The sequence below is a fragment of the Marinomonas sp. S3726 genome (assembly GCF_000967665.1).
In the GTDB taxonomy this organism is placed as follows: Bacteria; Pseudomonadota; Gammaproteobacteria; order Pseudomonadales; family Marinomonadaceae; genus Marinomonas.
In genome coordinates this window covers 20,200-40,350 of record NZ_JXYC01000004.1, presented here as the reverse complement: position 1 = coordinate 40,350, position 20,151 = coordinate 20,200, and the positions used below count along the sequence as shown (strand labels likewise).

Sequence of the window (20,151 nt, the reverse complement as noted above, 5' to 3'; positions counted from 1 at the left end):
AGCGTCTAATGACAACCAACTTAAACTGGTGGAAGGGCGGTATCATCTACCAAATATATCCACGTAGTTTTATGGACTCAAATGGTGATGGTGTGGGCGATATCGCTGGCATCACAACTAAACTGGATTATGTAGCCTCTCTAGGCGTGGATGCAATTTGGTTGTCACCTGTGTTCACCTCGCCAATGAAGGACTTTGGCTATGATGTGTCAAACTATCGTGATATTGACCCTTTGTTTGGCTCGTTAGACGACTTCGAAAAAATGATAGCTCGTGCCCATGAATTAAACCTAAAGGTAATGGTGGATCAGGTGTTGAGCCATTCTGCTGAGTCTCACCCTTGGTTTGAAGAAAGTCGCCAGGACAAAACCAATGATAAAGCTGATTGGTATGTTTGGGCTGATCCTAAGCCAGACGGCTCACCACCAAATAACTGGTTATCTATCTTTGGTGGCAGTGCTTGGCAATGGGACAGCCGCCGTTTGCAGTACTATTTGCATAACTTCTTAACCAGTCAGCCGGATATTAACTTCCATTGTGCTGCTGCGCGCCAAGCTCAGCTAGATAATATGCGCTTTTGGCTAGAACTAGGTGTAGATGGTTTCCGTCTAGATACTGTGAACTTCTACTACCATAGTGAAGGCTTAGAAGATAACCCACCAGTGCCGGAAGGTGAGCCAAAAACCATGGGCGCACCACATGATAACCCTTACACATATCAACGACATGTGTATGATATCAGCCGTCCAGAAAACCTCGGCTTCTTGCAAGATCTACGTAGCCTGATGGATGAGTTCCCAGGTAGCACTACGGTAGGTGAGCTAGGGGATGATTTTCCGCTAGAGCGCATGGCAGAATACACTTCTGGTGGTGATAAGTTACATATGGCTTATACCTTTGATTTGCTAAATACGCCACATTCACCGACTTACATCCGTGATGTCCTGACGAATATGCAGGACATAGTGGGTGATGGTTGGCCTTGTTGGGCGCTTTCTAACCATGATGTTGTGCGTTCGGCGACACGTTGGGGTGAAGGTGAAGATGCGATTGCTTATCCTTTGGTCGCGCTTGCTTTGATTACCTCTTTACGTGGTAGTGTCTGCCTTTATCAAGGTGAAGAGCTGGGTTTACCAGAAGCGGATGTGCCTTTTGAGCGTATTCAAGATCCTTACGGTATTCCACTTTGGCCTGTGTTTAAAGGCCGTGATGGCTGTCGTACACCTATGGTATGGAATAAAGAAGAACAAGGCGGTTTCTCTACGACTGAGCCTTGGTTGCCTGTTGATGACAGACACCTTGCTTTGTCTGTGGCAGAGCAAGAAACGAACCCTGCTTCCTTGTTACATAAGGTTCGCCAACTTATTAAATGGCGTCAGGTTCAGCCTGAGTTATTAAATGGTGAATTGACACAAGTTGAAGTAAACAACCAAGACTTGATTGCTTACGTACGTGAGTATGAAGGCCAAAAAGTTCTGGTTGTAATTAACATGACAAAAGACGCGCAAACTGCAGACTTGTCTATGCCTGTGACTGATGTATTAGAAGGTCATGGATTTACAGCAAGTTTGGATGAGCAAGTACTAAGTTTACCTGCTTACCAAGCATTTTATGCGCGTATTGATTAATAAGCCTGATAAGGATTATTAAAACAGCTTTTAGTCTGTTAGTAGGAAGCCAGTGACATGTCACTGGCTTCTCGTCTTCCACTAATAATAAGAAGATATTATGAAAGCTAACTTACCTAGACGATTAACCCTTAAAGATGTTGCTGCTAGATTAAAGGTCTCTACCGCGACAATTTCAAATGCCTTTAACCGCCCTGATCAACTTTCGGCTGAACTTAGAACCAGCATTTTGAAAGAGTGTGAAGACATAGGTTATTTTGGCCCTAACGCGGCAGCACGCAGTTTACGTACGGGTCGTACGGGTATTGTTGGCATAGTTTTGTCCGACAAACTGAGTTATAGCATGTCAGACCCTGTTGCCAGCCAATTTTTACGTGGTATGGCAGAAGTGCTCGACGCCCATGATTACAATATGTTGCTCCTCTCATCCCATGATGCCGAGCAAGATGTTCAAACCCGTATGCAATCTTCCATGGTGGATGGTTTTATTGTGTATGGTCATAAACCCCAGCAATTTGCTAATGCCCCTTGGTCACTTCCTAATAAACATACGATAGCGGTAGACAGTTTTATCCCTGGCTGTGCTTCGGTAAACGTTGAAAACTATGAAGGGGCAAAAGAGATCACCCTACACGCCCTTAAGCGTCAACCTAAAGGGGTGGCTGTTCTTGGTCTAGCGCTATTAGATACTAACCGAGTGTGTCGTATTCGTGATGATGAATTACTCGATGCAGCGGCTTCGATTTCGATTCGTCGCTTGCATGGTTACATGGATGCCTTAAAAGAGTGTGATTATGAAATCAGCTCTGAAAATATTTGGAATATTCCAGAGAGCAGTCACAAGCTAGCTCATCAAGCGGCACGTGAAGCACTGGGTATGATAGATAGACCCGAACTTATTATCTGTATGAGTGACATTATTGCGATTGCCACAGTCCAAGTTGCTCAGCAAATGGGCTTGAAAGTGCCAGAAGATGTGAATGTTGTTGGCTTTGATGGCATCCCTGAAAGTGCCAGTATTCACCCAACTATCACCACAGTGCATCAACAAAATGAAGAAAAAGGCCGAGTCGCAGCAGAGCTCTTTTTAGGCTTAAGAGAAGCGAAAGACGAAGTACTGCAAACCGAACTTGTAGTACGAGAAAGCTGCCCATAAAAAAGCACGCCTAAGTGATGACTTAGGCGTGCTTCGTTTTATTAACCTTGGCTTTTTAAATCAGCCAAGGTTATGTTGATATCTTAGAAGAAACCAAGTGGGTTAGTGTCATAACTCACGAGTAGGTTTTTTGTCTGTTGGTAATGCTCAAGGGCGAGTTTATGGGTTTCACGGCCAATGCCTGATTTCTTATAGCCACCAAATGCCGCATGTGCTGGGTAAGCATGGTAGCAGTTAGTCCAAATACGGCCTGCTTGAATACCTCTGCCCATTCTATAAGCGCGATTCATGTCACGAGTCCAGACACCAGCCCCCAAACCAAACTCAGTATCATTGGCAATACGTAGAGCTTCAGCTTCGTCTTTAAAGGTGGTAACACCCACAACAGGTCCAAAAATTTCTTCTTGGAAAATGCGCATATCATTGCTCCCTTTCATTAAGGTTGGTTGCACATAATAACCATTAGAGAAGTTACCGGATAAGCGTTCTGCATTACCACCAATGAGGAATTCCGCCCCTTCTTCGCGGCCAATATCCATATAGCCCATAATCTTCTCAAACTGTTCTTGAGAGGCTTGAGCACCCACTTGTGTTTCAGTGTCTAACGGGTTACCACGTACGATAGATTGGGTACGTTTTACGACCATCTCGATAAACTCTGGGTAGATGCTTTCTTGGATCAAGGCTCTAGAAGGACAAGTACAGACTTCACCTTGGTTGAAGAAGGCAAGTACTAGGCCTTCAACCGCTTTACTGACAAACTCATCTTCATGCTGCATCACATCTTCAAAATAGATGTTTGGTGACTTACCACCTAGTTCAACTGTAGAAGGGATAAGGTTCTCAGCGGCACAACGTAGTATTTCTTGGCCAACAGGTGTTGAGCCAGTAAAGGCAATTTTTGCGATACGTGTGCTGGTGGATAGGGCACGACCCGCCTCAGCGCCATAACCATTAATCACGTTAATCACACCTGCTGGAACGAGATCAGAAATCAATTCCATCAAAACTAGAATAGTCGCAGGTGTTTGCTCAGCAGGTTTAAGTACGACACAGTTACCAGCTGCTAATGCTGGAGCAAGCTTCCAGGCCGCCATTAGAATAGGGAAGTTCCATGGGATGATTTGGCCAACGACACCTAGCGGTTCGTGTACATGGTAAGCCACTGTATTGCCATCAAGCTCAGCCATTGAACCTTCTTGAGAACGTAAGCAACCTGCGAAATAACGAAAGTGATCTGCAGCTAATGGAATATCTGCCGCAAGGGTTTCTCGTACCGCTTTACCATTATCCCAAGTTTCAGCGACAGCGAGTTTTTCTAGGTTTGCTTCGATGCGATCTGCAATTTTAAGTAGCAGGTTAGAACGCTCTGTCACAGATTGAGAACCAAAAGCGTCTTTTGCTCTATGGGCTGCATCAAGTGCTAGCTCTACATCTTCTGCACTTGAACGTGGAATCTGGCAAAAGGCCTCGCCCGTCACTGGGCTGACATTGTCAAAGTATTGGCCTTTGACAGGAGCAACCCATTCGCCGCCAATGAAGTTGGCATATTTTTCTTTAAATTGAATAGGGGATTCTGGGTGACCAGGTGGTTGATAAATCATCTTCTAACTCCGTCTTTTTATTTTTGTTTAAGTGTGTATCTGCTACTTATGGCTAGTCGTAATCTTTCTCATCTCTGTCAAAATGATTGACGATGTTTTTGACTTGCTTTAAAACATCTTATGCTTGTTTTTCAAAAACCATTGCTCTGACAGTCCTAACCTTTGTTGTCTCAGTCCAAACTGAATACTTGAGTAAAAACCAAGGAAGGCTTGTAAGCTTAAAAATAATAAAAAGATGGCGAGGCGAATTGATGGCAGATTTAGCAGCACGATCTGTTTTAAAAGAGGCGAATAGCAATATCAGTAGGGCCAGATCTAATCCATTAAAAATGGTCGAGAATCGTATTGGCTTTGCTGGGCTAGAGTCTGAATTGAGTATTTATGATACCTACGAAAGTGCGAATAGAGTCGGACTAGATTCGGACGGTATTACCCTATGCGGCATGTTAACGGGGAAGAAGGTGGTGCATTGTGATGATGTGGCGTTCGACTTTTTGCCGCAACAATCCTTTGTCATGTCGCCTAATCAACATATTGATATCGATTTTCCCTTGGCGAAGGAGCAAGACCCAACGACTTGCTTAACGATCAATTTAAGCCAAGCTCGGATTCAGCAAATCTGTGATCAGCTTAACCTGAAGAATAAACCTATAGCCGAGATTGGTGAGTGGCGCTATCGTGACTCGGATAATCTGCATATGGATTTATCTCAACCGACTCAGTCCTTGCTAGAAAGGCTAGTTGCGCTTTATTCAGAAAACAGTGATGAGCGAGACCTCATGATAGAGCTTGGGATCTCCGAATTGACTGTGCGTATGTTACAGCAACAAGCCCGTAACTTTTTACTTAAACAATTAGATTACGATCCCGAATTGACTGGCTTACATCGGGCCTTGCAACATATAGAAGATTACTTGGACTTGCCTTTAGATATGGAACAATTGCAAAAACTTGCGTGCATGAGCCGCTCTAAGTTTTTCCAGCGTTTTAAACAACAGCTAGGTTGTACTCCTGGCGAGTATCAAATTCAAAGGCGTATTGAAGTAGCAGCAACCAAATTGAAACAAGGGATGAGCGTGACGCAAGCCAGTATTGAAAGCGGTTTTCTTAATGTGTCTCATTTTAGCCGCCGTTTTTATTTAAGGTATGGTAAATCACCGACTGAATTTAAGCGTCTTGATAATTTAGACCAGAACTAGCGGCTTAATCCGGCTGATATCCTGTTTCTGAATCAGGTCATCTAGCTCTTCGGCTAATACCTGTGTCATTCTCATGACTTTTTGCCAGTAAGGGATGCGCTCTTCATCAGTCAGGTTTTTAAAATCATTACGATCTGGAATTTTTTGAAAAGGAAAAGATTCGATAAATTCAGCAGAAGGGCAAAGGATCACTGTCTTATCATAATGACTTGCCTTTGGTGTTCTGCTTAGGGACTTATCAAACCAACCCGCTTTGGGCTTAGCATCATAGTGAGGGTAGAGGATAAGCCCTTGATTATGAAAGTTTAAGTCAAAGTGGTAATCGATCAAGCCGCCATCTCGATACATGCCTTTAGGTGCCCCTGCTATATTGGCAATACCTTTCATGACAAGGGGAATTGAACCAGAAGCCAATAGGGCATCTTTAATATTTTCTTGAGTGAGTGTGACCTGTTGGGTGGGAATTTTAAACGGGTCACTGACTTGCAGCTTGCTATGGGTAGGCTGGAAAATAAAACGTTGGGACTGACTTGCAAGGTGCTGACGACCCAAGCGGTTTTTTACATAGCTTGAAAACATACCTGCTAGCTGTAAGCCTGTCTGTTCACTTGCGCCTAAACCTTGGCATTTTGCCACCACAAAATGAGCCTGATAGAGGGTGTTGTTGATAATTTCTTCTGCCCCTTTTTCGGCAAAAAGCTCATCAATAAGGTCCCGTGTTTGTTGAGTGATTTGCTTAGCATCGGCCCCTTTTGCGTAACAGGTCTGAGAATAGATTCGGGCTAAATTTTCTAAGGCGTCTACTGGGTCTTTACGGGCAAAGCATGAGGCGCGAAATGCACCGGCACTAGAACCAATAAAATGTAAGGGCGTTTCTCTTTTATGGAAAAATTTGGCGATTAAATAGCTATCCAAAGCATAATGAGAAAACCATTTAGGGCCGCCGCTGGCACCTAAAAAGTGGCTAAATAGATGGCTCTGAAAACCTTCTTGCTGCAGCTGTGTTAATGCCTCTGGGCCAGCATGAATTTCTAATTTAGGCATTTCTCTATCCTTATCAATAACCTTTGATTATATCTTTAACATAGGTAAGCCTATGGTGGCGAGTCCTAAGAGTAAAAATAAAGCGCAAGCGAGACGGCGAGACTTATCTAAATTAATACGTTGCATTAGATAATTACCTGCATAAATCATAGGCAGATTAGCTAGCAGCATGCCCAGAGTCGAGCCAATCACAACTTGTAACGTTTGTGGAAAGTTTGCGCCTAGAATGACTGTTGCGACCTGAGTCTTGTCGCCGATTTCAGCCAATGAAAACAGGATAAAGCTGGTAATGAAGGCTCCGTATTTAAAAAGCTTATTTTCATCGTCATCCTCTTTGTCTGGAATCAGTAACCAAAAGCCGACCGCAATGAAGCTCAAGCCAACTAACCATGTTTGCCCATTGGCAGGTAATAAAGAGCTTAACCAGAGGCCAAAATACGCACTGATACCATGGTTGATTAAGGTGGCTAATAGAATCGCCATTATGATGGCATTTTTGGAGGCAAAACGCGTTGCAAGAAAGAGGGTCAGTAATTGAGTTTTATCGCCGATTTCAGCCAGAGTGACTGAGCTTAGAGATGCGATTAAGGCTTGCATATAAAGGTTCCTAATGTGGGCTAACTGACAATAAGACAAAACCCTGTCGCCCACATTGGAACAGGAATTTGTCTTAAGTCTCATTAATCCCAGTAGGACTTCTTTACCACGAACTTGAGGTTCGATTATGTTGATAAAGAACCTTGTCAGCTTTAATGTGCCACTGGCAAGGAAATTACTCCCTTAAGAGGGTCGAGATTCTAACACTATTTATGGACTAGTTTCGAGCCTAAAATGCATAATTTATTCTGGCACTTGGTCCATGGGTGATGCGCTTTAAACTTGAGAGTGATAACTCGTTATTGGTCGAATCAAATAGATCGAAGGGCCTTGCACTGAGCAGAATGTCACTTTGAACTTGGTAGCCAATATTCACTGCCAGTGAGTAGTTCTCATTTTTAAAACCATAAAAATAACCCAGTTCGTAGTTTCCTTGGGCGCCATACAATAACCAGCTTTCACCATTCACTCCTTTGTTGCTTAAGGCATTGGCATTACTGGCTGTGGCTTGCGATAAACCTAAAACAGCAGAGGTAGAGAAGTACCAGTCCTTTCTCTCACCTTGTTCATCCGAATGAATATAGTGATAAATAGGATCATTATAGATACCAACGCCAAAGGTCGTGATTTTAAGGGCATCGTCTTGCAGGGTTTGATTGCTGTATTTAAATAGGTGCGGCACTTCACTGGTTCGATAGCCTGTTCCTAGCATCACACTTGAGTCTTTAAAGCGCTTTTTCAATATAAGCAGTTGCTTGTAGGTATTAAAAAAAGTGCCATCAGCGTTATCGGCATTCCCACTTGTGGTGCCGGCAATGACTCCTTGATCAATCTGGAAAAAGTGCTCTTGCCAGACATAACTGATGGAAAATTCGCGTACTTCCTCTTCTTTATCTAGGCTAATATCCACTAAAACCGCAGGTTTGATCGGGCCTGAATAACCGTATTGAAAGGTTTGATACTGACTGTGATCTAACGCGTACTTTTGCTCGTCTGATTGCTTAAGCCAGCTATTCTCTTTAAGGCCAAACGAAAAGTATTGTTGAGCGTGGCTAACGGAAGCTAAGCCTAGGCTAAGTATTAGAAAAAACTTTGTCATATCCTTCCTTAGGTTCCCTAGCTGATGTTATAAAAACATTTCTAATAACTCGTTTAAAAAGAGTTTGCCTTTTTCTGTGGTGCAAATACGCTTTTGTTGCCAATCCAGTGCTTCTAATAAGCCTTTATCAACGGCTTCTTGTAGCTGCTTTAACAAGCTTTCAGGTGGTTGGTGTTGGCAAAACTGCTGATACTCTGCCAGATCGAAAGCTTCAAACAACCTTAACCTATTCATCATAAACTCAAACGGCATATCGTCTTTTTCGACGCTCTCTTTGATGCAAAGTGCTGCTGGTAAGTTTCCCAGATAATGGTTTGGATGGCGGGTTTTACGAGTACGGAAAATTTGACCATCGGCTAAGGTGATTTTACCGTGAGCACCAGCCCCTATGCCAAGGTAATCTCCGAAACGCCAGTAGTTTAAATTGTGTTTGGCTTGTTTGTTTACTTGCGAGTTGGCTGATACTTCATATTGCGCATAGCCTTGTTTAGTTAACAGGGCTTGCCCCATATCTTGAATATGCCAAAGGGTGTTATCTTCAGGAAGTTCAGGTGGACGACGGTAAAACTCAGTGTTCGGTTCAATTGTTAGTTGATACCAAGACAGGTGTTCTGGGGCTAATTTGATGGCAATTTCTAGATCTTCCATGGCCTGTTCGAGGGATTGATCAGGTAAGCCATGCATCAAATCAATATTGATATTATCAAAGCCAGCTTGGCGAGACTTATCCACAGCAGCTATCGCTTCTTCCCGATTGTGGATTCTTCCTAGGGTTTTCAACAGGTTTGGCTGAAAACTTTGAATGCCAATGGAGAGTCTATTGATGCCAGCTTTACGAAAATGAGTGAACTTCTCTTGCTCAAACGTACCAGGATTCGCTTCCATGGTAATTTCAGCATCAGGCACAAAATCTAATCTTTGTTTTAAGCCTGACATCAATTGATAGTAGAAGTCAGCGCTCATTAAACTTGGCGTGCCGCCACCAATAAACATACTTTGAATTTGACGACCTTGCACATAGGCAAGATCGACTTCTAGGTCTGCAAATAACTGCTTGAGGTAGGCCGCTTCTGGTAGCTTGCCTTCCTCTTCAAAGCGGTCTGCCTGATGTGAATTGAAATCACAATAAGGGCATTTTCGAACACACCAAGGTAGGTGTACATAAAGGCTTAATGGCGGTAATAAATCTGGCATTGAAACTAGGCTTGGGCCTGCTCAAATGCAGCAAGTAGTTGCTGTAGAGCTATGGCTCTGTGACTAATACGATTCTTCTCATCTTTGGTGAGCATAGCAGCGCTACAGTCTCGATTAGGCACATAAAAAACAGGATCATAACCAAAACCGTGTTTACCTTGAACTTCGGTCAAGATTGAACCTTCCCATACACCGTGGAAAACCAAAGGTGTTGGATCATCTTTATGTTTCATGTAGGCAAGAACACAATGAAAGCGTGCGGTACGCTCTTCTTCTGGCACACCTTCAAGCTTTTCTAGCAAAAGCGCATTATTGGCTTCGCTATTACCGTGTTCGCCAGCAAAACGTGCTGAGTAGATGCCTGGGGCACCATTTAAGTAATCTACTTCAATACCTGAGTCATCAGCAATTGCAGGTAACCCTGTTTGAGCACAGGCATTACGGGCCTTTAAGATGGCATTTTCGATAAAGCTTAAGCCATTCTCTTCGGCTTCCTCTACATTGAATTCACCTTGAGGTTTAACCTCAAATCCCAAGTTAGACAGCATGTCATTGAATTCATTGATTTTGCCCGTATTGTTACTGGCTAATACAAGGGTCTTACTCATGCAAATGATCCTTTGTTATCGGTCAACATAGAGGTGTTTTTTAAATTTAACAGTCATGGGTGCGCTGTTAGCGTCGAGTTTTGCATCGACTTGAAAGCGCAGAATCTCATCGTCTGTTTTTGTGAAGGCGGCAATATAATAAATCGCGTTGCCTTCGTCTATGGTTACAAAGTCTAGTTTTACGATTTGGCCAATTAAGTTAGTCACTTTACCTGTCACTATGGCAGGTAAGGTTTGTGGAAGTTCTGATTTACTTGGCTTGATAACCGCAACATTTAGCAGGCCACGGCCCTTACTTCTAATAAAACCGTATTGTTGCGCAATTTTAGGGGTAAGAAAGGTGGATTCAAAGGTGTTGAAATGTACTTCTAACTCGCCAAAGCTTTGTTTCTGCTCGGCATACGTCAGGCTACTAAAAATAAAGCAAAAGAAAATAATGATGTGTTTCATGGAACCTTCCTAACGGCTAACGTGAAAAATCGCGGTTTCACTGAATAAGTTTGGCATAGCTTTAATCCACCACCTGTCTCTCAATTGCCCATCAACTGCCGCTGATCGTAAAATCTTGATGCCTTTTTCTTGGCAAAGGGTTTCAAAATCCTTGAAAGTACAAAAGTGAATGTTGGGCGTATCATACCAATTATAAGGTAAGAACTCGGAAACGGGCATGTGACCTTTTAATCCAAGATGGATACGGTTACGCCAATGACCAAAGTTAGGAAAGGTGATTATGCACTCTTTACCTACCCTTAGCATTTCGTCCAAGAGTAAGTCAGGACGACGAAACTGCTGTAACGCATGCGTCATGACAACGAGGTCAAAACTCTCGTTATCAAAGTTATCCAACCCTTTATCAAGATCATGCTCTAGTACCGGCACACCATTTTCAATACATTGGTTAATGTGCGCGGCATCAATTTCAAGGCCGTAACCCTGTACCTCTTTATTGCCAATAATATGGCTTAATAACTCACCTTCGCCACAACCTAAGTCAAGAACACGGCTTTTGGGTTGAACCCACTCATTGATAATGTCTAAATCAGCGCGCATTAGTTTGCTCCCTTATTAGTACTAGCAAGCAGCTTGTTGTGGGTTCGGTTTAAAAAGCCTGTTAACGCCGCCATGTATCTAGGCAGAGGGAAAAGGAAAGCATCGTGCCCTTGGCTAGCTTCAACTCTGGCGTAACTGACGTGCTTACCGGCTTTCACTAGGGCATCGACTATTTCTTCGCTGCGCTCAGGTGAAAAGCGCCAGTCAGTAGAGAAGGACACTAATAAGAAATCACATTTAGCAACGGAAAGTACTTTTGATAAGTCGCCGTCAGCTTTGGCTGCTGGGTCAAAATAATCCAGTGCTTTGGTCATCAGCATATAAGTGTTGGCATCAAAGCGTTTTGTGAAAGCTTCGCCTTGATAACGCAAATAACTTTCTACTTCAAAATCAATATCATAGTTGTACTGATACTCATCATGACGCATGGTGCGACCGAACTTTTCACCTAATGAATCTGTTGATAAATAGGTAATATGACCAAGCATGCGAGCTAACCCTAAGCCATTTCTTGGTAAGGTTTGCTTGGCATGATAATCACCCTGATGGAATTCTGGGTCACGGCTAATGGATTGTCGTGCGACCTCATTAAAAGCAATATTTTGCGTCGAGAGCTTAGGTGCTGAAGCAATAATGACAGCCGACTTTAAGCGCTCAGGGTAACGTATGCTCCATTGTAGAACTTGCATGCCGCCTAGACTGCCACCCACAATAGCAGCAAAGGTATCTATGCCTAGCTTATCGGCAAGACGTGCTTGGCTTTCTACCCAGTCTTCTACTGTGACAATAGGGAAGTCTGCCCCCCAGACTTGGTTGGTCTCAGGGTTAACGGTTGTGGGTCCAGTACTGCCACCGCAACCACCAAGATTATTCAAGCAGATAACATAAAAGCGTGAAGTGTCGATTGGTTTGCCTGGTCCTATCGCGTTGTCCCACCAACCTGGTTTTTTATCATCCATTGCATGGTAGCCCGCCGCATGATGGTCACCACTGAGTGCGTGGCAAATCAAGATAGCATTTGAGCGTTCGGCATTAAGTGAGCCGTATGTCTCATAGATTAGGTCATATTGGGCTAACTCAGTGCCGCAACTTAGGCTTAAAGCCTGATCGAAGTGCGCAACTTGAGGAACCACAATACCAACGGAATCGGCTGGGATATTGTCCGGCATACGAATAGATTTCCTGGTTTGAATGGGTGACTCGAAAAGCGAAATTAGCCAGTGTTTTAAGACCTTTAAGTTGTCTAATATTTGGCTATAGTGGACACAGTCTATCCTGTGTGCATAAGGCCTTCAAGTGATCTAGTCCATTAAGCGTTTCATAAGATAGATAAGAAGTGAATAAGCCTTGATAAAGGAGCAAAACATACTGTTTTGCTCCTTATTAGTGCTTGTTTTCTAGGTTCTTTGGTTATTGATAAACACGCTTGATACTTGGCATAAAACGGACAAGTATCGCATCGATTATAATCAAGCTAACTAGACAAATAGCGGCTAGGGGGAAGAATAAAGATAAGAAAAGCATGAGTATGCTGGCATTTTTCCAACGTCCTAGATTTTGTGGTAAAGGTGGAGCGCTTAAACCACGGCTCTGGCTTGGACGGCGTAACCACCAGATATAGAGTCCGCTGACACTTAGTAATATGATCATGGCGCAAGCCACAGTATTTAGAATGAGGTTCCAAAGGCTGTAGTTAGCTTGGTGAAGCGCAATGCCTACCGCCATCGATTTAGCCACCAAGTTGTAATCAACATAGCCAATATCTGCTAATACCTTGCCGGTATATTGGTCCAAATGCAGGGTTCTATCTTGAGTCGCGTCTTGAATGTCACCACTCATGGTATTTGCTGAAATGGTATAAACCCCAGTATCGTTACTTGGCAAGCTAACAGTAAAGTGAGTGAATCCAACTTTGAGAGCGAAAGCTGATACGGAATCAAGGTCAATGCCCACACCTTGTTCTATGCCCTTTGAACCTGAGTTAGTCCCAGATTCTGGTAAAGGGCTAAGCTCTAGATTCCATGGCATAGTTTCAATCACACCTGTATTTAAGCTTTTATGGTTAGCGTGAATATCGTCTGGGTCTGTGACTGGATTAGAGTTGAAATTGGATGCTCTTTTGTCCGTTGGAAAGCTGCTCCAAGCCTGTACAAACTGCCCTCCCCAGATACCACTCCAAGCTAAACCAGAGAGAGAAAAAAAGACCAAAAAGACAAGTGATGCTAGGCCTGTGATGGAATGCAGGTCACGCCAAAACATCCTTTTACCATTTTGTTTTCTGATCTTCAGGGCTTGGATAAAACGATTGCTAGTCTGTTTTTTAGCGGGACTTCTTGGCCACCATAAATAACTTCCTGTGATTGCCAATAGAATGGTAAAACTCGCCGCTAGCTCCATTAATCTGTCACCAATATCGCCAATCAGTAGGCTACCGTGTATGTCATTACTTAATGCATAGAGGCCATTATCTAGGTTGACGTCACCCAGTATTTGGCCTGTATAAGGGTTGGTAAAGACTTTGAGGTTAATGCCTTCAGACGTTTTAACGATAAATTGATTGCTCTGGTTAGGTGTTTTGCCCTGAATAAACTTTCTAATAGTGCCTGAATAGGCAAGATCTAGGGTTTCTTTTTGAGATTCAAACGTCATTTTTGAATCTCCAACCTCGACAAAATACTTGTCTTGATAAAGCTGCGGTTCTAAAACTGGTTGATACAGCATGATGAGGCCAGTGACAGATAGGATAATTAAAAAAGGCACAACAAATAGCCCTGCATAGAAATGCCAACGCCAAACGGAGTGATAAAACTGTCGTGAGGTGGGTTTAGATTTTTGTTTGGATTCTTGATTGGAAAGTGGAATAGACATGAGAAACCTTCATTTTTAAGCCAATGGGGAATTGGCAAACTAAATAAATAAAAAAGGTGCGCGCACACGCACTAAAGCACTGCTTAAAGTTAAGCAGTGCTCAGCTAGTACTCTTACAAGTAGCAATCAGGTGTTCAGGCTGATTGCAGAAGGTAAAACTCGGTACGGCTTGGTGGTGCTCTGGGATGGGCAAGCGAATAAGGTCTCTTTAATGAGACTTGGCTTGCATAATGAACAAGGGGTGTTGAAGTTAAATTAGAAGGTGATAAAAACTCAGGAAAGCTTAGGTCAATGACATCCTGAACACAGGGGCATTGAGTGGTTTGATGCTGCTTTGAATCACTTGTGGATGATTCTATTTTAACGAGCTCAATCCCTGCTGTGGTACACAGAGAAACCCAATAACCACTGACTTGGCCTTGGGCATTTATTGCAGGCAGAGCAAAAAAACAGCACCAGCAAAGTAATTGCAGTACTAAGAGTTTTTTAGACGCTGTGTAAGTCGAGCTTAACGTGCGCATCCTGCTCCGCTTTGCCTAGGGTTAAAATGAAGAATCATAGTTTAATCTGATTCAGTTTTATCTGATAGGGGTCAAACTGTGATTAATCTTTATAGACTTGAAATAAACGATAGGTGAGTTGCCCTGCTGTCTTTTCTTTTAGTAAATCCCAAGATTGAGTAATACTAGGTAAAGGTGTCTCTTTTTCCATTTCTAAATATACGAGAGCGCCTTCTGCTAACCAACCTTGTTCTAATAATGGCAAGATGTTTTCAACCCAGCCTTTACGAAAAGGTGGATCAATAAAGACTAAATCAAAAGGGGCTTTATCAGCTAAGTTTGGTTGAGTTTCTATCGGCAGCTTCAATAGACTTAACGCATCTTGATTAAGGGTTAACGCGTCCTTACAGCCAAGTGTTGCTAAGTTTTGCTGCATTTGTTGGGTAACGACACGAGAGGCATCGACAAATACACAGCTCTTCGCTGAACGTGAAAGCGCTTCTAATCCTAAAGCACCCGAGCCACAAAATAAATCCGCACATTTAGCGCCAGGTACATAAGCGTTAATCCAATTGAAGAGGGTTTCTCTCACTCTATCCGGTGTTGGCCTAAGCCCTTCTAGCTCTGGGATAGGTAACATGCGTGAACGCCATTGGCCGCTGATAATTCTAAGCTTTGCTCTTTGCTGTTTAGACTTATTAGTCGCGTGATCAAGTTTTTTAGGGGCGCGTGAGCGGGCGTTCATGGCTAATCTTCCAACTGGTAGGGCTTTTAAGGTTGGCTATTTTAAAGGCTCAACCCTGATTAAGAAAGCCCTAATAACTACTGTCTTTGCTGAAGCTCTTGTAGACTCGATGTCATGATCAAGCGGCGAATATTGGCATTAAACTCTTTAAAACTGAGGTCTTTAACGGCGTCACCATAGGTTTCATTCCACTGCCCGACAGTTAGTCCCTCTTGCTCTTCTAAGGCTAGGGTTTCTTGACTTGCCATACGCGCCCACCAACTTGGAGACTGGGTATAATTAGCTAGCCTCTCTTGATAGCGGGTTAATGATTGTTCGAAAGCATCTTGGCTAAAGCTTGTGATTGACTCATCTAATACGCTTCGCGAAAAATACTCATCTTGTTGATATTTAGCTTCTGGTTTAGAGGCATCCAAAAGTGGGCTTTGTTCATGTTGAATGCTCCACCAGGCCCATTTTTGCTGAGGTGAAGATTCAAAATGTAGTTGCACATAGCTGGGCGCACTGGCTTGTTTAAGCTGAGACAGATAATAAGGTAGCCACAATTGCAAGCTGATCCATTCTTTAGCGTTGTTAACTTGGTTGAAGGCAAAAGCACCATGGCTTTGCAATAACTGCGGACCAACTTGGGTCTGTAGTCCTATTCTTGGCGCAATATTCATTGGCGCAGGTGTTTCTGAGTAGGCTGCGTTCTTTGTTAGTTGAGCGAGGTAAGTCTGCATCTCCTGCACACCATTGATATTACCTGCCAAAGAAATTTTATCTATCTGCCCAAGTAGCGTTTGATAATGTTGCTGAATGTCTTGCAGAGTTAAGCTGTATTCGTCTAATACTCCATCTAAAGGCAAATTATTTGCTTGAGGGAAGAGCTTTTGCTCTAACTGAGCCTTATTAGAGAGATAATAGGGGATATGACCTTGTTGCCAGTGATGAAAGGTACGATTTTTGAAGTCAGGATTGTTGAACCAAGGTATGAGTATTTCCATACTGGCAGATAAAAAGTTTGGTTCACTATTAAGTGTAATGGCGAGTTCACTTTCCTCATTACTAACATGGTAGGTGAGCTGCGTTGTTACATCTGATAAGCGCTGGTTGATAGAACTAGTGCTTAAAGGGAGAGTATCTAGCATTAATAATGAAAAAACAGCATCGGTTAAGCCAAGTTTACTGTCGTCTTTGCGCCCATGATTAAAGCGAATACGTAGTTCGAGTTTATTCGTACCTTGCCAGGTGTTTTGATAAACCCAAGTAATAGGAATCTGCTTATCTGTTTGCCAATACTCTATGTGTGCTTCAGGGTATTTGGAAGGCGGTGCAGTAAGATTAAGAACCAGAACCATAAGACTAATGAAGATCATTAATCCTGCTAAGACGGGTTTACTAAATAATGGCTTGTCGGATTTTTTCATAAGGCTAATGGTTAATTACCGAATACTTAATGATTTACTTAAAAAGGGAGATATTCCCCGAAAGAATTCAATTAGACACTAAATTTCATTCCAATGGGCCTGTTTGCTAACAGGAATAATGTTAAAATTGATTGTTTTCTGTGCCTTTTTACCACAGGTCATCAAATTATTTTATTCAATTCGCTGAAACATCGTGACTAAATTCGATTTTTAGCCCAGTAAGAGATCCACTGAATGGAATTTGTTAATAGCATTATTGCGTTTTTTACACCTTATTTTGGGGAATATGCCCAATATGCACCTATCGTTATTGGTGCTTTGCTCGCTATCTTGGCGTATGCAATTAAACCTCGTGTCATTAAAAAAATGGGTGCAGAGGCAAGCGAGCCAGATAAAAAAGATACAGAAAAATTAGATACGCTTGATTCAAAACAAGATTCGACGGTTTCTCAGGTAAAAGAACAAACGACAGAAAGCGTTGAACAAACGTCTCAAGTAGAAGCCCAAGCAGAAACCTTAGATGTCGAAGCTCAAGAGCCTAAAGCAGCTGAGACGACAACAACTCGTGAATTGGAACCAGCACCCGTTGCAGAACCTCAAGTAGAGGAAGCTGACTCAGGCCTTACTTGGGCGCAAAGAGTTAAAGCCGGCTTAAGCCGTACTCGTAACGGTCTTGGTAATGGGCTTGCGAATCTGATTGTGGGTAGCAAGCAAATTGATGATGACTTGCTAGAAGAGTTAGAAACTCAGTTATTGATGGCAGATGTGGGTGTTGAAGCCACGCAAAGTCTAATCGCAACTTTAACTGAAAAAATGAATCGTAAAGAGTTAAAAGATGCTGATGCTTTAATGGCATCTTTAAAACATGAGTTAAGAGAAATGTTAGCTGGCTCTGCTGAACCACTTGAGGTAACTGAGCCAGAGGTGGAAGGTAAAAAAGCACCTTATGTTATCTTGATGGTGGGTGTAAATGGTGTGGGTAAAACCACAACCATAGGTAAATTGACGAAGAAGTTCCAAGCACAAGGCAAAAAAGTCATGTTGGCGGCTGGCGATACCTTTAGGGCGGCTGCGGTTGAGCAATTACAGGTATGGGGTGAACGTAACCAGGTTCCTGTGGTCGCACAACAGACAGGTTCTGATTCAGCTTCTGTTATTTTTGACGCCATTGATTCAGCAACAGCAAAAGGTTTTGATGTTGTCATAGCTGATACTGCGGGTCGTCTACAAAATAAAAGTAACCTAATGAACGAACTGTCAAAAGTGGTTCGTGTGATGAAGAAGCTTGATCAAAATGCACCGCATGAAGTGATGTTAGTACTGGACGCAGGTACAGGGCAAAATGCCATTAGCCAAGCCAAGCTCTTTAGTGAAGCAGTAGGTGTATCTGGTATTACGTTAACTAAGTTAGATGGTACTGCCAAAGGCGGTATTATTTTTGCGATAGCGAAAGAATTTGAAATCCCAATCCGATTTATCGGTGTGGGTGAGCAAGTTGACGACTTAAGAGACTTTGATGCCGAAGTTTTTGTAGATGCCTTGTTCGAACAGGACTAGCAGCTACCGTTTTAGTAGATGATTAATTTAAGCTGTTAGCGTTTAAGCTTGCAGAGATAGACCAATAGGATTGGCTTGTGGAAATCGAATTTCAAAGAGTTGGAAAGAAGTATGACAGTGGTCAGGAAGCCCTGAGCCAAGTTAGCTTTCATTTACAGCAGGGTGAAATGGCATTTTTAACAGGCCATTCTGGTGCCGGTAAAAGTACCTTACTGAAACTGATGATGATGATTGAGCGTCAAAGCTCAGGCAATATTTTGGTTGATGGCGGGGACTTAAGAAACCTGTCAAAAAAAATGGTGCCTGAACATAGACGCCGAGTAGGGGTGGTGTTTCAAAACCACCAACTGCTGTTTGACCGCAGCGTTTTTCATAATGTTGCCTTACCTCTTCAAGTTTCTGGTGCAGATCATGCTCAAATTGGTAAGCGTGTGCGTGCGGCATTAGATAAGGTGGGTTTACTTGGTAAAGAAAAGTACAACCCTATGGCCTTGTCTGGTGGTGAGCAACAGCGCATTGGTATCGCAAGAGCCGTGGTTAATAAACCGCAACTACTTTTAGCAGATGAGCCTACTGGTAACCTTGATCCAAAGCTTTCTGCAGAAATCATGAATCTGTTCCAAGAGTTTAATCATGTTGGTGTCACTGTGCTGGTGGCCAGTCACGATTTAGCCTTAGTTGCACGCATGAGACACAGAGTTTTGACGTTGAATCAGGGTCGCATGGTCAATGACGGAGGCTTTAGTTAATGAGCGCTCGTCCTAATACCAACAAAGCACCTCAAAGAGGGGCGACACGCCAAGCGAATCAGCCCGTTAATACTCAAAAGCCAAATCAAAAAGCGAAACGACAGCCTTTCAATCTAAGTCAGCATTTACGTCAGCATCAGGCTGTCTTGATGGAAAGTGTGGTTCGTTTATTGAATTACCCTATGGCGAGCTTTATGACCCTAATGGTCATAGCGATTGCTTTGTCTCTACCTGGTGGTCTTTATGTAATGCTGAAAAACGTTCAGTCAGTTACTGACCAATGGGAGCAGCAGTCAGTCATCAGCCTTTATCTTTTTTCTGAGTTAGAAGATACCCAAGCACTGGCGTTATCTCATCAGATTTCTGCTCGAGACGATGTGCGTTCTGTGTCTTACGTCTCGAAAGAAGAAGGCTTAAGGTACTTTGAGCAAGTCAGTGGTTACGAACAAATTCTATCTTCACTCCCTGAGAATCCTCTACCGATTGTTTTACAAGTGATTCCAATGGAGACAGTGCAGCTGGATACCTTAGATATTTTAGAATCTTTAAGGATTGAATTAGAAGAACAAGAGCAAGTTGAATATGCTGAATTGGATGCCCAATGGCTACAACGTCTTGCTAGCTTTCTAAGTTTTGGCGAAAGGTTTGTCTACGCGCTTTCTAGTCTTTTGGTAATCGCAGTACTACTGATAGTAGGTAATACAATTCGCATGGCAGTGGAAAGTCGCCGCGATGAAGTCTTGGTAATGAAACTTGTTGGCGCAACAGATGCTTATATACGCAGGCCTTTTTTATACATGGGATTCTGGTTTGGGGTGCTAGGTGGTTTATGTGCCTGCATCTGTATATTAGCGGTCAGTTTTTGGGTCAGTGGACCTGCTATGCAATTAATAGACTTGTACCATAGTGATTTTCAACTAACCTCATTTAGTGCCAGTGAAGTGGTCGTTTGTTTAACAATAAGTGCCATTATCGGCACACTTGGGGCCTGGATAGCGGTTAATAAGCACATTAGCGATATAGAATTGCAATAAAAGCTTGCAAGCTCGCGTATTTTTTAGTGTTATTGAATCGAATTTTTAAAGTTGCTATTTGTATACACTTTCTTTTCACATTTTTTTGGCAACTTTGTTGATAGTATCTA

19 protein-coding genes are annotated in these 20,151 nt (G+C 42.8%); 6 read left to right on the top strand and 13 right to left on the bottom strand.

The window, feature by feature from the left end:
- Window positions 1–8: 8 nt before the first annotated feature.
- Complete coding sequence (locus TW85_RS01360; RefSeq protein WP_046015294.1) at window positions 9–1,628, top strand: alpha-glucosidase family protein; 1,620 nt, start codon at window positions 9–11, stop codon at window positions 1,626–1,628.
- 100 nt (window positions 1,629–1,728) lie between these two features.
- Window positions 1,729–2,784 carry a LacI family DNA-binding transcriptional regulator gene (locus TW85_RS01355; protein WP_046015293.1) on the top strand — a complete coding sequence of 352 codons (1,056 nt, stop codon included), beginning with the start codon at window positions 1,729–1,731 and terminating at the stop codon, window positions 2,782–2,784.
- A gap of 83 nt (window positions 2,785–2,867) precedes the next feature.
- Here the strand turns inward: TW85_RS01355 and TW85_RS01350 are convergent, their stop codons facing one another.
- A complete protein-coding gene (locus TW85_RS01350) occupies window positions 2,868–4,388 on the bottom strand; it encodes an aldehyde dehydrogenase family protein (RefSeq protein ID WP_046015292.1) in 1,521 nt (506 codons plus the stop codon).
- Window positions 4,389–4,639: 251 nt separating this feature from the next.
- Between TW85_RS01350 and TW85_RS01345 the strand changes: the two genes are divergently transcribed.
- Window positions 4,640–5,587 carry a helix-turn-helix domain-containing protein gene (locus tag TW85_RS01345; RefSeq protein ID WP_046015861.1) on the top strand — a complete coding sequence of 316 codons (948 nt, stop codon included), beginning with the start codon at window positions 4,640–4,642 and terminating at the stop codon, window positions 5,585–5,587.
- Here TW85_RS01345 and TW85_RS01340 read toward each other — a convergent pair.
- From TW85_RS01340 to TW85_RS01285, 12 genes are all read right to left on the bottom strand, one after another.
- Window positions 5,573–6,631 carry a patatin-like phospholipase family protein gene (locus TW85_RS01340; RefSeq protein WP_046015291.1) on the bottom strand — a complete coding sequence of 353 codons (1,059 nt, stop codon included), beginning with the start codon at window positions 6,629–6,631 and terminating at the stop codon, window positions 5,573–5,575. The two genes, TW85_RS01345 and TW85_RS01340, sit on opposite strands and share 15 nt — an antisense overlap.
- Window positions 6,632–6,658: 27 nt before the next feature.
- Window positions 6,659–7,228: a TMEM165/GDT1 family protein gene (locus TW85_RS01335; RefSeq protein ID WP_046015290.1), complete on the bottom strand. Its 570-nt coding sequence runs from the start codon at window positions 7,226–7,228 to the stop codon at window positions 6,659–6,661.
- A 229-nt stretch (window positions 7,229–7,457) separates the two neighbouring features.
- Window positions 7,458–8,327 (bottom strand): hypothetical protein, encoded by an 870-nt coding sequence (locus TW85_RS01330; RefSeq protein ID WP_046015289.1) that lies wholly within the window; start codon window positions 8,325–8,327, stop codon window positions 7,458–7,460.
- A gap of 27 nt (window positions 8,328–8,354) precedes the next feature.
- Window positions 8,355–9,521: a radical SAM family heme chaperone HemW gene (gene hemW, locus TW85_RS01325; protein WP_046015288.1), complete on the bottom strand. Its 1,167-nt coding sequence runs from the start codon at window positions 9,519–9,521 to the stop codon at window positions 8,355–8,357.
- 5 nt (window positions 9,522–9,526) lie between these two features.
- Window positions 9,527–10,129, bottom strand: coding sequence for an RdgB/HAM1 family non-canonical purine NTP pyrophosphatase (rdgB, locus tag TW85_RS01320; protein WP_046015287.1), 603 nt, complete (start codon window positions 10,127–10,129; stop codon window positions 9,527–9,529).
- Window positions 10,130–10,144: 15 nt separating this feature from the next.
- Window positions 10,145–10,579: a DUF4426 domain-containing protein gene (locus TW85_RS01315; RefSeq protein WP_046015286.1), complete on the bottom strand. Its 435-nt coding sequence runs from the start codon at window positions 10,577–10,579 to the stop codon at window positions 10,145–10,147.
- Window positions 10,580–10,588: 9 nt separating this feature from the next.
- Window positions 10,589–11,179: a methionine biosynthesis protein MetW gene (gene metW, locus TW85_RS01310; RefSeq protein ID WP_046015285.1), complete on the bottom strand. Its 591-nt coding sequence runs from the start codon at window positions 11,177–11,179 to the stop codon at window positions 10,589–10,591.
- Window positions 11,179–12,348 (bottom strand): homoserine O-acetyltransferase, encoded by a 1,170-nt coding sequence (locus TW85_RS01305; RefSeq protein WP_046015284.1) that lies wholly within the window; start codon window positions 12,346–12,348, stop codon window positions 11,179–11,181. Before TW85_RS01305 ends, metW begins: the two co-directional genes overlap by 1 nt.
- 241 nt (window positions 12,349–12,589) lie before the next feature.
- Window positions 12,590–14,047: a PepSY domain-containing protein gene (locus TW85_RS01300; RefSeq protein ID WP_046015283.1), complete on the bottom strand. Its 1,458-nt coding sequence runs from the start codon at window positions 14,045–14,047 to the stop codon at window positions 12,590–12,592.
- 134 nt (window positions 14,048–14,181) lie between these two features.
- A complete protein-coding gene (locus tag TW85_RS01295) occupies window positions 14,182–14,568 on the bottom strand; it encodes a hypothetical protein (RefSeq protein WP_046015282.1) in 387 nt (128 codons plus the stop codon).
- An 82-nt stretch (window positions 14,569–14,650) separates the two neighbouring features.
- Complete coding sequence (gene rsmD / locus TW85_RS01290; protein WP_046015281.1) at window positions 14,651–15,292, bottom strand: 16S rRNA (guanine(966)-N(2))-methyltransferase RsmD; 642 nt, start codon at window positions 15,290–15,292, stop codon at window positions 14,651–14,653.
- A 77-nt stretch (window positions 15,293–15,369) separates the two neighbouring features.
- A complete protein-coding gene (locus tag TW85_RS01285) occupies window positions 15,370–16,650 on the bottom strand; it encodes a hypothetical protein (protein ID WP_046015280.1) in 1,281 nt (426 codons plus the stop codon).
- Window positions 16,651–16,935: 285 nt separating this feature from the next.
- Here TW85_RS01285 and ftsY point away from each other — a divergent pair, with 285 nt between their 5' ends.
- From ftsY to ftsX, 3 genes are all read left to right on the top strand, one after another.
- Window positions 16,936–18,258, top strand: coding sequence for a signal recognition particle-docking protein FtsY (ftsY, locus tag TW85_RS01280; protein ID WP_046015279.1), 1,323 nt, complete (start codon window positions 16,936–16,938; stop codon window positions 18,256–18,258).
- A 77-nt stretch (window positions 18,259–18,335) separates the two neighbouring features.
- Window positions 18,336–19,007, top strand: a complete 672-nt coding sequence (gene ftsE, locus TW85_RS01275; RefSeq protein WP_046015278.1) for a cell division ATP-binding protein FtsE — start codon at window positions 18,336–18,338, stop codon at window positions 19,005–19,007.
- Window positions 19,007–20,041: a permease-like cell division protein FtsX gene (gene ftsX / locus TW85_RS01270; RefSeq protein ID WP_046015277.1), complete on the top strand. Its 1,035-nt coding sequence runs from the start codon at window positions 19,007–19,009 to the stop codon at window positions 20,039–20,041. The genes ftsE and ftsX overlap by 1 nt, the downstream gene beginning before the upstream one ends.
- The last annotated feature ends 110 nt before the right edge of the window (window positions 20,042–20,151 follow it).